Below are 15,128 nucleotides of genomic sequence, written 5' to 3'. Positions count from 1 at the left end.
GGCGTCAGTGCCCGCAGCGCTCTGCGGACGGCCGGGAGGCGGGGTGGCCGTTGCGGCTGCCAGGTACGCCTGGCGGGCCCGGGCCGCCGGCGGGGTCCGTGGCGCTGTCCTTGCCACTGCGTCTGCATCGTTCGCACCTGCCTGGGTCGGCTGACGGGGTCGATCGGGTGCCGGTTTTGCGCGGCTCACGGCATTTTGTGACAGAACGATCCCATGAGGCGATGATGTGGAGGGGCGTGTGGCCCTGGGTGGCGGGCAGGTGTCGCCCGCGCGTGGGCCGGATTGCCGCTGATCGCCGGTATGCGAGCTGTGTCCGTAGCGGCGGGCGGCGGCGTTTCCGCTGGTGGCATGGGGGGTGTGCACGTTAATTGAGTCGACCCGACTCAGGTCCTTTGACTCCGGGGCGGGTGTCATGCATCCTTGAGTCAGATCCACTCAAGTAGTCAGTTGGAGGAATTGAAATGGCACGTGCGGTCGGCATCGACCTGGGCACGACTAACTCCGTCGTCAGCGTTCTCGAAGGCGGCGAGCCCACCGTCATCACCAACGCCGAAGGCGCCAGGACCACGCCGTCCGTCGTCGCCTTCGCGAAGAACGGCGAGGTTCTGGTCGGCGAGGTCGCCAAGCGCCAGGCAGTGACGAACGTCGACAGGACGATCCGTTCGGTCAAGCGCCACATGGGCACTGACTGGAAGATCGAGATCGACGGCAAGAGCTTCAACCCGCAGCAGATGAGCGCCTTCATCCTGCAGAAGCTCAAGCGTGACGCCGAGGCGTACCTGGGCGAGAAGGTGGCCGACGCGGTCATCACCGTCCCGGCGTACTTCAACGACTCCGAGCGTCAGGCGACGAAGGAGGCAGGCGAGATCGCGGGCCTGAACGTCCTGCGTATCGTCAACGAGCCGACGGCCGCCGCGCTGGCGTACGGGCTCGACAAGGACGACCAGACGATCCTCGTCTTCGACCTCGGTGGCGGCACCTTCGACGTGTCCCTCCTGGAGATCGGCGACGGCGTCGTCGAGGTGAAGGCCACCAACGGCGACAACCACCTCGGTGGTGACGACTGGGACCAGCGCGTCGTCGACTACCTGGTGAAGCAGTTCGCCAACGGGCACGGCGTGGACCTGTCCAAGGACAAGATGGCTCTCCAGCGTCTCCGCGAGGCCGCGGAGAAGGCGAAGATCGAGCTGTCGTCCTCGACGGAGACCTCGATCAACCTGCCGTACATCACGGCGTCGGCCGAGGGCCCGCTGCACCTGGACGAGAAGCTCACGCGCTCGCAGTTCCAGCAGCTCACCGCTGACCTCCTGGACCGCTGCAAGAACCCGTTCCAGAACGTCATCAAGGACGCGGGCATCCAGCTCTCCGAGATCGACCACGTCGTTCTCGTCGGTGGCTCGACCCGTATGCCGGCCGTCGCCGAGCTCGTCAAGGAGCTCACGGGCGGCCAGGACGCCAACAAGGGTGTGAACCCGGACGAGGTCGTCGCCATCGGCGCCTCGCTCCAGGCCGGTGTCCTCAAGGGCGAGGTCAAGGACGTCCTGCTCCTCGACGTCACCCCGCTGTCCCTCGGTATCGAGACCAAGGGAGGGATCATGACCAAGCTCATCGAGCGCAACACCACGATCCCGACCAAGCGTTCCGAGATCTTCACGACGGCCGAGGACAACCAGCCGTCCGTGCAGATCCAGGTCTACCAGGGCGAGCGCGAGATCGCGGCGTACAACAAGAAGCTCGGGATGTTCGAGCTGACCGGTCTGCCGCCGGCCCCGCGCGGTGTGCCGCAGATCGAGGTCGCGTTCGACATCGACGCCAACGGCATCATGCACGTCGCTGCCAAGGACCTCGGCACCGGCAAGGAGCAGAAGATGACCGTCACCGGTGGCTCCTCGCTGCCGAAGGACGAGGTCAACCGGATGCGCGAAGAGGCCGAGCAGTACGCGGACGAGGACCACCGCCGTCGCGAGGCCGCCGAGTCCCGCAACCAGGGCGAGCAGCTCGTCTACCAGACGGAGAAGTTCCTCAAGGACAACGAGGACAAGGTCCCCGGCGACGTGAAGACGGAGGTGGAGACCGCGCTCACCGAGCTGAAGGAGAAGCTCAAGGGCGAGGACACCGCCGAGATCCGCACGGCCACCGAGAAGGTCGCGGCCGTCTCCCAGAAGCTGGGCCAGGCGATGTACGCCAACGCCCAGGCCGAGGGTGGTCCGCAGGCCGACGCGCAGCCGGGTGCCGAGCAGGCGCAGGGCGACGCCCAGGACGATGTCGTCGACGCCGAGATCGTCGACGACGAGAAGGACTCCAAGGGCGGTGCGGCGTGACCGAGGAGACTCCGGGCTTCGAGGAGAAGCCCGACGTCCCCTCCGGCGCCACCCCTGACGACGCCGAGCCGAAGGCCGCCACCCCCTCTTCGGAGGAGGCGGCGGCCCCGGCCGGGGACACGAACGAGACGGACTCGAACCGGACGACGGCACTGACCGCTCAGCTGGACCAGGTCCGCACCGCGCTCTCCGAGCGCACGGGCGACCTTCAGCGGCTCCAGGCCGAGTACCAGAACTACCGCCGCCGCGTGGAGCGGGACCGGGTCACGGTCAAGGAGATCGCGGTCGCGGGTCTCCTGTCCGAGCTCCTGCCCGTGCTCGACGACGTCGGCCGGGCCCGCGAGCACGGTGAGCTCGTGGGCGGGTTCAAGTCGGTGGCCGAATCGCTGGAGACGGTCGTCGCCAAGCTCGGACTGCAGCAGTTCGGCAAGGAGGGCGAGCCCTTCGACCCGACGATCCACGAGGCCCTGATGCACTCGTACGCGCCGGACGTCACGGAGACGACCTGCGTGGCGATCCTGCAGCCCGGGTACCGGATCGGCGAGCGCACCATCCGTCCCGCACGGGTGGCGGTGGCCGAACCCCAGCCGGGGGCGACCCCTGCGGCCGCGAAGGACGAGAAGGCAGACGACGAGGAGAGCGGTGGCGGCGAGGAGGTCTGACATTCCGTCCGACCACCTGGCAGCACACCACCCGGCCGACCGGCCGGGCGTCCGGAAGGAGGGACGTCGATGAGTACGAAGGACTTCGTCGAGAAGGACTACTACAAGGTTCTCGGCGTCCCGAAGGACGCCACCGACGCCGAGATCAAGAAGGCGTACCGGAAGCTCGCCCGCGAGTTCCACCCGGACGCCAACAAGGGCGACGACAAGGCGGAGGAGCGCTTCAAGGAGATCTCCGAGGCGAACGACATCCTCGGTGACACCAAGAAGCGCAAGGAGTACGACGAGGCGCGCGCCCTCTTCGGCAACGGTGGCTTCCGCGCCGGACCCGGCGGCGCCCAGGGCAACTTCAACTTCGACCTGGGGGACCTCTTCGGAGGTGCCCCGGGCGGGGGCCAGCAGGGCGGCGCCGGCGGTTTCGGCGGCGGCGGCCTGGGAGATGTCTTCGGCGGCCTCTTCAACCGGGGTGGCGGCGGCGCCGGCACCCGGGTGCAGCCGCGCCGCGGCCAGGACATCGAGTCCGAGGTGACGCTCAGCTTCACCGAGGCGGTCGACGGGGCCACGGTCCCGCTGCGGATGTCCAGCCAGGCACCCTGTAAGGCGTGCTCCGGCACCGGCGACAAGAACGGCACCCCCAGGGTCTGCCCGACCTGTGTCGGCACCGGCCAGGTCTCGCGTGGCAGCGGCGGCGGCTTCTCGCTCACCGATCCCTGCGTGGACTGCAAGGGCCGGGGCCTCATCGCCCAGGACCCCTGCGAGGTCTGCAAGGGCAGCGGCCGGGCGAAGTCGTCCCGCACCATGCAGGTCAGGATCCCGGCGGGCGTCCTCGACGGCCAGCGGATCCGGCTGCGCGGCAAGGGAGCCCCGGGCGAGCGCGGCGGACCGGCCGGCGACCTCTACGTCGTCGTCCACGTCGACGCCCACCCGGTCTTCGGCCGCAAGGGCGACAACCTCACGGTCACCGTGCCCGTCACCTTCACGGAGGCGGCGCTCGGCGGCGAGGTGAAGGTCCCCACGCTCGGCGGACCGCCCGTCACCCTGAAGCTTCCGGCCGGTACGCCGGGCGGTCGCACCATGCGGGCCCGGGGCAAGGGCGCGGTCCGCAAGGACGGCACCCGCGGCGACCTGCTGGTCACCGTCGAGGTGGCGGTCCCCACGGACCTGGGCCCCGAGGCCCGGGACGCCCTGGAGACCTACCGGAAGGCGACCGCGGACCAGGACCCGCGGGCGGAGCTGTTCCAGGCAGCGAAGGGAGCTTGAGGTGGACGGCCGACGACGCAATCCGTACGAACTCACCGATGAATCCCCGGTGTACGTGATCTCGATCGCGGCCCAGCTCTCGGGCCTGCATCCGCAGACGCTGCGCCAGTACGACCGCCTCGGCCTCGTCTCGCCCGACCGTACGGCCGGACGCGGGCGGCGCTACTCGGCCCGCGACATCGAGCTGCTGCGCACCGTGCAGCAGCTGTCGCAGGACGAGGGCATCAACCTGGCCGGCATCAAGCGCATCATCGAACTGGAGAATCAGGTCGCGGCGCTCCAGCAGCGCGTCGCCGAGCTCTCGGCGGCCGTGGACGGGGCGGCGGTGGCCATGCAGCAGCGCGAGGCCCAGGTGCACGCCTCGTACCGGCGCGACCTGGTGCCGTATCAGGACGTGCAGCAGACCAGCGCGTTGGTGGTCTGGCGGCCGAAGCGGCCGAAGGACTGAAGGAGCGCGCGGAACCTACCGGGGGTCTTTTCCCGGAAAGCCCGTGGAAGGAGCCCGTCACCCCGGAACATCGGGGGTGGCGGGCTTTTCCGCTGTACGCGGCGGCGCTGCGGGCTCGGCGATGGCGGAGTGGACGAGGAGCGCGCCGAGGTGGGTGCGGCTGGTGGCGCCGAGGGTCTGCATGAGCTTGGAGATGTGGGCGCGACAGGTGCGGACGCTGATGCCGAGTGTGCGGGCGACGGCCTCGTCCTGGTTCCCCTCGATCAGGAGGCGGGCGATGCTCTGCTGGACGGCGGTGACCGGTGTCCCGGGCAGGGCGGTGGGGAGCTGCTGGGTGAAGGGGGTGGCCTGGGCCCAGAGCGTTTCGTACATCTGGGCGAGGAAGGTGACCAGTGCGGGGTGGCGGATCTCCAGGGCGACGCTTCGGTCGCGTTCGGCGGGGACGTAGGCGACCGTGCGGTCGAAGATCATGAGGACTTCGATGGCCTGTTCCATGGTGCGGACCTGGAGGAGGCTGCTCGGCAGCTGTCCCACGTACGCCTTGAGGTCCGGGCTGTAGCGCGCGGAATGCTGGTAGATGTGCCGCACCTGAACGCCTCGCTCCACTGTGGGCAGCGTGCCTGACAGGGCCGTTTGAAGATCCTCTCGTCGCCGGGTGCTGCCGGGCTGAAGCGTGAGGATCTCCTCACGCACGTCGCGCGCCGATTCGTTGATGGACGCCTGGACCGTCGAGCGGCCCTTGAGCACGGTGATGGCGAGGTGAGGTACGTGGGGGCCGAAGGAGACCAGCGGGGCCAAGGCCTTGACCAGGTGGTCGGAGGCCCGTACGTGCTCCAGGAGCCCTTGAGTGATGGGGTGCAGCAGGTGGGCGAGGGCTGCCGACGGCGGCACGGGCCGCAGGAAGCGGCTGTCGAGCGGATCGGGTACGAGGAGCGCGTTCTCGCTGAGGCAGGGCAGCGGCATGGCGGCGGTCCGGGAGACGCGGCCGGCGGCCCATGCCTCGGAGTAGAGGCTCATCGCCGCGTCGCACACGGCGCGGTCACTGTGCTCGTGCGGAGGTGCCGTCGTCATGCCGGAGTGCGATCGGCGAATCCGGACTGGGCGAGGAGCGCGCCCAGTTGGGTGCGGCTGGTGGCGTTGAAGGTCTGCATGAGTTTGGCGATGTGGGTACGGCAGGTGCGGACGCTGATGCCGAGTTTGCGGGCCACCACCTGATCGATGTGACCTTCGACGAGGAGGCGCGCGATGCTGAGCTGGACCGGGGTGACGGTGGCACCCGGAGGGGCCGGCTGCAGTGGTTCGGTGAGTGGGGTGGCCTGGGCCCACAGGACCTCGTACACCTGGATCAGGTATCGGACGAGCGCCGGGTGGCGGATCTCCAGGGCCACGTCGCGCCTCGGGTTGGCGGGGATGAAGGCCACGGTGCGGTCGAAGATGAAGAGCCGCTCGACGGTCTGCTCGATGGTGCGGACCTGGATGTGACCGGGTGGCACCTCGGCCAGATAGGTCTTGAGCGTCGGGCTGTAGCGCGCCGGGTGCTGGTAGATGTGGCGCAGGGTGGCGCCCCGGCCGACCGTGGACAAGGCGCGTTCCAGCGCCTTTCTGAGTTGGTCCGCCGGGCGGCTGCTCCCGGGCTGGAGGGTGAGGATTTCCTCCTGCGCGCCTTCCAGGGCGTTCTGAATGGCCGTCTCGATCAGCGGGATGCCTTCGAGGACGGTGATGGAGAGGTTGGGGTCGGTGCTGGCGACGGAAGCCAGGGGAGCCAACGAATCCGCGAGCGCGGCGGAGAGCCTGATGCGCTCGTGAATCTCCCGTATGACGGGCTGCAGCAGGTGGGCGAGGGCCGCGGACGGCGGCACCGGCCGGATCCATTGGTCGTCCTGCGGGTCCGGGTGCACGAGTGCCAACTCGAGCAGGCACGGTGCGGGGCGCAGTGCCGTCCGGGGTATTCGTCCTGTGCGGAGGGCTTCGGTGTACACCGTGACTGCCGCGTCGCACAGGTGGCGGTCCCCGTGCGCGTGTGCCGGTGTGTCCTCATCCCTGCCCATTCGTGACCCCCCACTTTCGGCAGTGCAGCAAGATGACGGTGGTGGAAGCGTAGTCCTCGGGCCAGGGTTGACCCGTCGGGGGAGCCGGGAACTCCCCCGGTGTATCAGAGGGCGCGGCCACGCTTCTCCCCCGTTGCGCGGCTGCGCCCCCGGCCCGGGGGTGGGGATCTTCTGGGGTCGGCCCGGTCAGGAATCCTGATCGAGGATTCCTGACTGGGCGATCAGGTATCCGAGCTGGGCGCGGCTGGTGCTGCCCAGCACGGCGGACAGCTTGGCGACGTGAGCTCGGCAGGTGCGGACGTTCATGCCGAGCCGGCGGGCTATCGAATCGTCCACATGGCCCTCGACGAGAAGCTGGGCTATGGAGCGCTGGACGCCGCTGATGCCCTTGGGCGCCGGATCGTACGGCAGCGCGCCCAGCAGGGGCGATGCGCGGTTCCAGAGCTGCTCGAACACGGTGATCAGGTACTCGACCAGTCCGGGATGGCGCAGTTCCAGGGCTATCTGGTCGTCGTTGCTGGCAGGAATGAAGGCTACGGTCCGGTCGAAGACGATCAGGCGCGCGATAAGTTCTTCGAGTGTCCGGATCTCCACTTTGCCCTCGGCCATGCGTTCCGCGTAGGCGAGAGTGCCTTGGCTGTGCCGGACGGTGTGCTGGTACAGGGTGCGCATCCCGACCCCCCGGTCCACCACCAGCAGTCCGCGCTCCAGGCCTTCTCGCAGGCGGTCCTCGCCGCGGTCTCCGCCCGGCTGGACGGTGAGGACCTCGGTGCGGCATTCAGCGGTGGCCAGGTCCAGTGCGGCGTTGATGCGATGCTTCCCCTCCAGCACGGTGATGGCGTGGGTGATGGGGGGATCCTGTGCGCTGATGTCCATGAACGGTTCGAATGATTCGGCCAGTTCGAGGGACCGGCGCCGGCGTTCCTGGATCTCGCGCTCGATGGGGTGGAGCCGCTGCGCGAGTGCGGCGGACGGCGGAAGAGGGCGCAGCCAGTCGGGGTCGTCAGGATCCGGGTGCAGGAGGGCGAAGTCCATCAGGCAGGGGGCTGGAGCTACTTCGGCTCGGGATATGCGCCCTGAACGCAGCGCGCTGGCGTAGAGGTGTGCTCCGTCGGCGCACAGTTCGGTGATCCCGTGACGATGTGTCTCTTCTGCCTTGTTTGTTGCCATATCAACACCCCCCAGGTTCCTGAACATGCAGGAACATGATGCATCGACTCGGTGGTGTTCGTGTGCCCAGGTGAGACATCGTCTTAGGTGCGGGGGAGAAGAATCCACAAGTGAGGACGAAGCCGACTATGTATAAGCGAATGCTTCGCTCGGCGCTTGCCGTCTCATTCGTCGCGGCAATGGGCTTTGCCGTCCTGGCGAGCGGCGATGAGATCAGCTGGAGTGCCGAGGCGGCAGCCGGGCCCGGCGAGATCAGCTGGAGCGTCGAGGCTGCGAGCTCGCCCGGTGAGATCAGCTGGTTTGCCCAGGCGCCGAAGACGGCCGGTGAGATCAGTTGGGCACCCGTTTCCGACCGCGTGGGCGCCTGACATGACCACGCCGCCGGACGACCGGACCTTCCGGCGCGAGATGGCAACCGCCTATCGCTCAGGGTGGCATTTCATCGACCTCGTCACGGCACTCCCCCACCGTGGTGATTCGTTGATGGTCACTCTGTTCGGTGACCCGGTCGTCGTCGCCCGTGAGGACGACGGTGAACTCCGCGCCTACCGGTGCCTCCGCAAGCCCCGCGGAGCGCCGCAGCCCGTGCGCTGCGCCATTCGGTACGACATGATCTTCGTGAACCTCGCTCAGCGCGACCATCAGCTGTTCGAGCCAGAAACCATCTCCGCCACCCCCCGCAGTGCCTGAGCGATCCCCCGTCGTTCCACGTCGCTCAGACACTCCCCCACACAACGGCGCCACCGTGACCTGAACACGGTGGCGCCGTTGTGCTTCTCCCGGAGACATTCCGGTCGGAGCGGCACAGAAGGTGTCGAAATTCGCCTCTGTGTGGATGGGGACACGGTCCTCCATGCTCCGCCCTTCCACCTCAAGGGTCATTCATGAGCGGACACAAGGTCGACAAACAGCCCGGCCGGCGCGGAGGGGACGGCGATGCCGCCTACCTCGACAAGACGTTGCTCCACCGCGAGGTGGAGGTCTCCTTCGACGACTCGGTGAACGGGAAGGCTTTTCTGGCGGTGTGGCTGAGGGCCGCCGCCGTGGCGTTCGCCGTGCTTCTCCTCTTCGGCTTCGCCGCGCTCATCACCCTGGCCGGCGATCCGCGGAGCGGCCTCGGGATCATGGGCATCGGGCTGCAGATCGCCGTGATCGCCTTCGTCGCCGTCTTCCTGGCGTCGAGGATCGCCGAGCCGGTCGGGGAGTGGCGGGTGCTGCTGGCCGGCCGGGGGACGCACGCCGAATCCGCGTACGCCGAGATCGCGAGGGTCGTGCGGGAGCGCCGGCTGCCGGTGGTGCCGGTGTTCCGCCGTATCCGCAGCGGGGGCGAGCACGCGCGGGTGACGCACCGGATGGTGCTCCAGGACGGGAGCTACGTCGCGTACCTCTCGGTGTTCGCCTACGGCACCAGCCTCTATCTGGGCTGGGTGATGTGGCGCAACCGGCGCGGCACCGAACTCGTCGCGCAGTTCGTCTCCGACTTCGTCCGGGGCTTCGGCGGCGCCGACATGGAGAAGGTCATGATGCGGACCGAGCCGCCGCGCGCCCTGCGTGAGGCGCTGCACGCCGCCGCCCGGGAGGGGATGTACGCCGCCGTCGACGGCCGCACGGTCGCCGTCGGACAGGTCTTCCCGCACGGTCTTCCGCAGATCGAGGAGGAGGCCGTGGCCTCCCTGCCGGTCCAGGCGCAGGCGCCCACGCCCATGGCGCCGCCGCCCGTGCCGCCGCGCCGGCCCTGGGCGGAGGGCGGCAGCTGACGGCGGGCGCGGGGCCGGCGGGTGGATGCGGTCACCCGCGGCCGAGCGCCCGGTCCAGGGTGATCTCGATGGCGACGCGGTCGGGGTTGGGCGAGGGCGTGCGCTCGTAGCGCTCCATGTGGCGGCGTACCGCCGTCTCGACCCTGTCCTGCTCCGTACGCACCCTGGCGACGCCCTCCAGGGTCGCCCAGCGGGCCCGGTGTACCTGGCAGACCGCGACGCGGGCGCCGTCCGGGCCCGCGGCCAGGATGTTGGCGACCTTGCGGCTGTTCCTGTTGGTGATGATGCGGGCGAGGCCGGCCTCGGGGTCGTACGTCACGCATACCGGGACCACGTGCGGGGTGCCGTCGGGGCGGGGTGTCGTGAGGGTGCACAGATGGGACTCGCGCCAGAAGGCGAGGTACTCCGGGCCGGGATTGCGTACGTCGACTGCCATGGCGCCAGCGTAGGCAGTCCGGGCACCGCGCCGCGGTGGCGGGTGGCCGGAGCGGCCGGTTCACTCGGAACGGGCGGCCCGAACGGAAGCAGAGGGCGGGGCCCCGTTTTTGCCTTGAGTGGAATAGACTCAACTTTATGCACGTTGATCGTGTCAGTAGTGCAAACGGACCAGTCGTCGCAAGGAGGAGAGAGCGCACGTGGACGCCGAGCTGACCAACAGGAGCAGGGACGCCATCAACGCGGCCACCAGCAGGGCCGTGAAGGACGGGCATCCCGATCTGACCCCGGGGCATCTGCTGCTCGCGCTGCTCTCGGGCGAGGACAACGAGAATCTTGTCGATCTGCTGGCCGCCGTCGAGGCCGACCAGGTCGCCATCCGTACCGGGACCGAGCGGCTCCTGGGCGCGCAGCCCAGCGTGACCGGGTCGACCGTCGCGCCGCCGCAGCCCAACCGCGACCTGCTCGCCGTCATCGACGACGCCGCCCGCAGGGCGAAGGAGCTCGGCGACGACTACATCTCCACCGAGCACCTGCTCATCGGCATCGCGGCCAAGGGCGGCCGTGCCGGTGAGATCCTCGACGGGCAGGGCGCCGGCGCGAAGAGGCTGCTGGACGCATTCGAGAAGAGCAGGGGAGGGCGCCGGGTGAGCACACCCGACCCGGAGGGCCAGTACAAGGCCCTGGAGAAATTCGGTACGGACTTCACCGCGGCCGCGCGCGACGGCAAGCTCGACCCGGTCATCGGGCGCGACCAGGAGATCCGGCGCGTCGTCCAGGTGCTGTCACGCCGCACCAAGAACAACCCGGTGCTCATCGGCGAGCCCGGCGTCGGCAAGACCGCCGTCGTCGAAGGGCTCGCCCAGCGCATCGTCAAGGGCGACGTCCCCGAATCCCTGAAGAACAAGCGGCTCGTCTCGCTGGACCTGGGCGCCATGGTCGCGGGCGCCAAGTACCGCGGTGAGTTCGAGGAGCGCCTGAAGACCGTCCTCTCCGAGATCAAGGAGAGCGACGGCCAGATCATCACGTTCATCGACGAGCTGCACACCGTCGTCGGCGCGGGCGCCGGAGGCGACTCCGCCATGGACGCGGGCAACATGCTCAAGCCCATGCTGGCCCGCGGCGAGCTGCGGATGGTCGGTGCCACCACACTCGACGAGTACCGCGAGCGGATCGAGAAGGACCCCGCCCTGGAGCGCCGCTTCCAGCAGGTGCTCGTGGCCGAACCGTCCGTCGAGGACACCATCGCGATCCTGCGCGGGCTCAAGGGCCGCTACGAGGCCCACCACAAGGTGCAGATCGCGGACGCCTCCCTGGTCGCCGCCGCCACGCTCTCCGACCGCTACATCACCTCCCGCTTCCTCCCCGACAAGGCCATCGACCTCGTCGACGAGGCGGCCTCCCGGCTGCGCATGGAGATCGACTCCTCGCCCGTCGAGATCGACGAACTCCAGCGCTCCGTCGACCGGTTGCACATGGAGGAGCTGGCCCTCAAGAACGAGACGGACCCCGCGTCCAGGCAGCGGCTGGAGAAGCTGCGCCGCGACCTCGCCGACAAGGAGGAGGAGCTGCGCGGTCTCAACGCCCGCTGGGAGAAGGAGAAGCAGGGCCTCAACCGCGTCGGTGAGCTGAAGGAACGCCTCGACGACCTGCGCGGACAGGCCGAACGTGCCCAGCGCGACGGCGACTTCGACACCGCGTCCAAGCTGCTGTACGGGGAGATCCCGGGCCTGGAGCGGGAGCTGGCCGAGGCGTCCGAGGCCGAGCAGGAGGCCGCGAAGGAGCCCAAGGAGACCCTGGTCAAGGACGAGGTCGGACCCGACGACATCGCCGATGTCGTCGGTGCCTGGACCGGCATCCCGGCCGGCCGGCTGCTGGAGGGCGAGACCCAGAAGCTGCTGCGCATGGAGGAGGAGCTGGGCCGGCGCCTCATCGGGCAGACCGAGGCCGTGCAGGCCGTCTCGGACGCGGTACGCCGCACCCGGGCCGGTATCGCCGACCCCGACCGGCCCACCGGATCGTTCCTCTTCCTCGGCCCGACCGGTGTCGGCAAGACCGAGCTGGCGAAGGCGCTCGCCGACTTCCTCTTCGACGACGAGCGGGCCATGGTCCGCATCGACATGAGCGAGTACGGCGAGAAGCACAGCGTGGCCCGGCTGGTCGGCGCCCCGCCTGGGTACGTCGGCTACGAGGAGGGCGGCCAGCTCACGGAGGCGGTCCGCCGCCGCCCGTACAGCGTCGTCCTGCTGGACGAGGTGGAGAAGGCGCACCCCGAGGTCTTCGACATCCTGCTCCAGGTCCTCGACGACGGGCGGCTCACCGACGGACAGGGCCGGACGGTGGATTTCCGCAACACCATCCTGATCCTGACGTCCAACCTCGGCAGCCAGTACCTGGTCGACCCCCTGACCAAGCCCGAGGAGAAGAAGAGCCAGGTCCTGGACGTCGTGCGGGCCTCCTTCAAGCCGGAGTTCCTCAACCGGCTCGACGACCTGGTGGTCTTCTCCGCCCTGTCCGGGGACGAACTCGCGCACATCGCGGGGCTCCAGATCGACCGCCTCGCCAAGCGGCTGGCGGACCGGAGGCTCACCCTCGACGTCACCCCGGCCGCCCTGGCCTGGCTGGCCGAGGAGGGCAACGACCCGGCCTACGGTGCCCGGCCGCTGCGCCGCCTCATCCAGACGGCGATCGGCGACCGGCTCGCGAAGAAGATCATCGCGGGCGGGATCACGGACGGCGACACGGTCCGCGTCGACCGGGAAGGCGACGGTCTGACCGTCGGCGCGGCGGCCTGACCGGAGCGCATGTGGAGTAACCGGCGGCCCCGGTCCCCACGGCTGGATATCAGCTTGTGGCGGATCGGGGCCGTCCGGGCTTGCCATGCCCCGCCCGCCATGGGAGAGGATGGCAGCCAACCGCACGAAGGGAAATTACGGTGAGCATCGATCCGTCCTCGATTCCTAACTTCGGGGGCCAGCCCGAACCGCAGGCGGCAGGACCGGAGGGCCCCGTCGTCCCTGACCAGGACCTCGTCAAGCAGCTCCTGGAGCAGATGGAGCTGAAGTACGTCGTCGACGACGAGGGCGACCTCGCGGCGCCGTGGGAAGACTTCCGCACGTACTTCATGTTCCGTGGCGAGGGCGAGCAGCAGGTCTTCTCGGTCCGTACGTTCTACGACCGCCCGCACGACACGGACCAGCGCCCGGTCCTCCTCGACGCGATCGACGACTGGAACCGCCGCACCCTGTGGCCCAAGGTCTACACGCACACCCACGAGCCCGAGGAGGGCTCCGAGGACACCGGTACCTCGGTCCGGCTGATCGGTGAGGCGCAGATGCTCATCGGCACCGGCGTCTCCCTGGAGCACTTCGTCTCCTCGACGGTCAGCTGGGTGCGCGCCTCCATCGAGTTCGACAAGTGGCTGCTGGAGCGCCTCGGCCTGGCACCGGCCGAGGACAAGGCCGAGGGCACGGAGCAGGCCGCTCCGGACGCCTGAGCCACCCTCGACGCGCGCACGGCGCGGGGAACGGCCCCTCCCCGGGACCGCTCCCCGCGCCGCGCCGTTTCACAGGCCCTTGAGCCGTGAGACGGCCTCCTCCAGCACTTCCGTACGCTTGCAGAACGCGAAGCGCACGAAGGGCGCGCCCTGCTCCCGGTGGTCGTAGAAGACCGCGTTCGGGACGGCCACGACCCCGCACCGCTCCGGAAGCGACCGGCAGAACGCGAAGCCGTCACCGCTGCTGTCGAGCGGGCGGATGTCCGTGGTGACGAAGTACGTGCCCGCCGGCCTGTACACGTCGAACCCTGCCTCGGCGAGACCGCCGCTCAGCAGATCGCGCTTGGTCCGCAGGTCCGCGCGCAGCGCGTCGAAGTAGCTGTCGGGCAGGCTCAGCGCCTCGGCCACGGCGTACTGGAAGGGCCCGGAGGCGACGTACGTCAGGTACTGCTTCGCCGAGCGCACCGCCGTCACCAGCTCCGGGCTCGCGGTGACCCAGCCGACCTTCCAGCCGGTGAAGGAGAACGTCTTGCCGGCCGAGCTGATGGTGACCGTCCGCTCGCGCATCCCCGGGAAGCCGGCGAGCGGCAGGTGTTCGCCCTCGAAGACCAGGTGCTCGTAGACCTCGTCCGTGACGACCAGGAGATCGCGTTCGCACGCCAGCTCGGCGATCGCGGCGAGTTCCTCGCGGGTCAGGACGGTGCCGGTGGGGTTGTGCGGGGTGTTGAGCAGGAGCAGCCGGGTGCGGGGCGTGACGGCCGCGCGCAGTTCGCCGAGGTCCAGCCGGTAGGTGCCGGTGGACGGCTCGGGGTGCAGGGTCACGGGGACGCGGGTGGCGCCCGCCATGGCGATGCAGGCGGCGTACGAGTCGTAGTACGGCTCCAGGGCGACGACCTCGTCCCCCGGCTCCAGGAGCGCCAGCAGCGCGGCCGCGATGGCCTCGGTGGCGCCCGCGGTGACGAGGACCTCGGTGTCGGGGTCGTACGTCAGGGCGTAGCGGCGCTGCTGGTGGGCCGCGATCGCGGTACGCAGCTCGGGGACGCCGGGCCCCGGTGGGTACTGGTTGCCGTGCCCGGCGCGCAGGGCACGGACCGCGGCCTCGCGGACCTCCTCGGGGCCGTCGGTGTCGGGGAAGCCCTGGCCGAGGTTGATGGCGCCGGTGCGGACGGCCAGCGCGGACATCTCCGCGAAGATCGTCGTGCCGAACTCGGCGAGGCGGCGGTTGAGCAGCGGTCGTCCCTGTGTCATGACCGCCATCCTGCGCGGAAGCTCTGGAGTTGCTCAAGTCTGCTTTGGCCGAACGGGGACGGGGCATCCCCCTGACACGCGGGAATCGGTACGGAGCGGGGGACTTTCGCTTCGGGGGACGGAAGGACGTGAGGTCCGTGGTGGGTGTGGTCATTGCGGTGAGCGTGGCCGTGGTTGTGCTCCTTGTTTCGGCGCTGGTGAGCGCGGGCAACCGCGGCCGGTCGTCGGCCGGGCGGCGCAGGGCGGGCAGTTTTGGCAGCGGGTCGGGCAGTGGGGGCTGGTG

The 15,128-nt window shown here is 69.5% G+C and carries 14 protein-coding genes; 9 read left to right on the top strand and 5 right to left on the bottom strand.

Annotated features, from left to right (window positions below):
• Window positions 1-461: 461 nt before the first annotated feature.
• The 4 genes from dnaK (at window position 462) to JGS39_RS28375 (ending at window position 4,691) form a co-directional block, all read left to right on the top strand.
• On the top strand, window positions 462-2,321 hold the full coding sequence (gene dnaK / locus JGS39_RS28390; protein ID WP_219572451.1) for a molecular chaperone DnaK: 1,860 nt from the start codon (window positions 462-464) through the stop codon (window positions 2,319-2,321).
• Window positions 2,318-2,983 carry a nucleotide exchange factor GrpE gene (gene grpE / locus JGS39_RS28385; protein WP_219572450.1) on the top strand — a complete coding sequence of 222 codons (666 nt, stop codon included), beginning with the start codon at window positions 2,318-2,320 and terminating at the stop codon, window positions 2,981-2,983. Before dnaK ends, grpE begins: the two co-directional genes overlap by 4 nt.
• A 69-nt stretch (window positions 2,984-3,052) precedes the next feature.
• Entirely contained in the window at window positions 3,053-4,243 is a 1,191-nt protein-coding gene (gene dnaJ, locus JGS39_RS28380) for a molecular chaperone DnaJ (protein WP_219572449.1), read from the top strand.
• 1 nt (window position 4,244) lies between these two features.
• On the top strand, window positions 4,245-4,691 hold the full coding sequence (locus tag JGS39_RS28375; RefSeq protein ID WP_093899393.1) for a heat shock protein transcriptional repressor HspR: 447 nt from the start codon (window positions 4,245-4,247) through the stop codon (window positions 4,689-4,691).
• Between the two features lie 57 nt (window positions 4,692-4,748).
• Here JGS39_RS28375 and JGS39_RS28370 read toward each other — a convergent pair whose 3' ends face one another.
• From JGS39_RS28370 to JGS39_RS28360, 3 genes are all read right to left on the bottom strand, one after another.
• The gene (locus JGS39_RS28370; protein WP_219572448.1) at window positions 4,749-5,762 is read right to left on the bottom strand and encodes a helix-turn-helix transcriptional regulator; all 1,014 of its coding nucleotides are present in this window, start codon (window positions 5,760-5,762) and stop codon (window positions 4,749-4,751) included.
• Window positions 5,759-6,739, bottom strand: coding sequence for a helix-turn-helix transcriptional regulator (locus JGS39_RS28365; protein ID WP_219572447.1), 981 nt, complete (start codon window positions 6,737-6,739; stop codon window positions 5,759-5,761). The genes JGS39_RS28370 and JGS39_RS28365 overlap by 4 nt, the downstream gene beginning before the upstream one ends.
• A 186-nt stretch (window positions 6,740-6,925) precedes the next feature.
• Complete coding sequence (locus JGS39_RS28360) at window positions 6,926-7,936, bottom strand: helix-turn-helix domain-containing protein (protein ID WP_219572446.1); 1,011 nt, start codon at window positions 7,934-7,936, stop codon at window positions 6,926-6,928.
• A 113-nt stretch (window positions 7,937-8,049) separates the two neighbouring features.
• On the opposite strand from JGS39_RS28360, the gene JGS39_RS28355 reads away from it, so the two are divergent.
• From JGS39_RS28355 to JGS39_RS28345, 3 genes are all read left to right on the top strand, one after another.
• Entirely contained in the window at window positions 8,050-8,277 is a 228-nt protein-coding gene (locus tag JGS39_RS28355; protein ID WP_219572445.1) for a hypothetical protein, read from the top strand.
• A gap of 1 nt (window position 8,278) precedes the next feature.
• A complete protein-coding gene (locus JGS39_RS28350; protein WP_136326604.1) occupies window positions 8,279-8,599 on the top strand; it encodes a Rieske (2Fe-2S) protein in 321 nt (106 codons plus the stop codon).
• A gap of 194 nt (window positions 8,600-8,793) precedes the next feature.
• Window positions 8,794-9,666, top strand: a complete 873-nt coding sequence (locus tag JGS39_RS28345) for a hypothetical protein (RefSeq protein ID WP_219572444.1) — start codon at window positions 8,794-8,796, stop codon at window positions 9,664-9,666.
• 31 nt (window positions 9,667-9,697) lie between these two features.
• Here the strand turns inward: JGS39_RS28345 and JGS39_RS28340 are convergent, their stop codons facing one another.
• A complete protein-coding gene (locus JGS39_RS28340; protein ID WP_219572443.1) occupies window positions 9,698-10,102 on the bottom strand; it encodes a pyridoxamine 5'-phosphate oxidase family protein in 405 nt (134 codons plus the stop codon).
• Window positions 10,103-10,301: 199 nt separating this feature from the next.
• Here JGS39_RS28340 and clpB point away from each other — a divergent pair, with 199 nt between their 5' ends.
• Window positions 10,302-12,896 carry an ATP-dependent chaperone ClpB gene (gene clpB, locus JGS39_RS28335; protein WP_219572442.1) on the top strand — a complete coding sequence of 865 codons (2,595 nt, stop codon included), beginning with the start codon at window positions 10,302-10,304 and terminating at the stop codon, window positions 12,894-12,896.
• 140 nt (window positions 12,897-13,036) lie between these two features.
• Window positions 13,037-13,597, top strand: a complete 561-nt coding sequence (locus tag JGS39_RS28330) for a YbjN domain-containing protein (protein WP_219572441.1) — start codon at window positions 13,037-13,039, stop codon at window positions 13,595-13,597.
• 69 nt (window positions 13,598-13,666) lie between these two features.
• On the opposite strand, the gene JGS39_RS28325 is transcribed toward JGS39_RS28330, so the two are convergent.
• Window positions 13,667-14,845, bottom strand: a complete 1,179-nt coding sequence (locus JGS39_RS28325) for a pyridoxal phosphate-dependent aminotransferase (protein WP_219572440.1) — start codon at window positions 14,843-14,845, stop codon at window positions 13,667-13,669.
• Between the last annotated feature and the right edge of the window lie 283 nt (window positions 14,846-15,128).

This window comes from Streptomyces poriferorum, assembly GCF_019399235.1.
In the GTDB taxonomy this organism is placed as follows: Bacteria; Actinomycetota; Actinomycetes; order Streptomycetales; family Streptomycetaceae; genus Streptomyces; species Streptomyces poriferorum.
The sequence above is the reverse complement of the archived record's forward strand: the minus strand, read 5'-3'. Positions and strand labels throughout refer to the sequence as shown.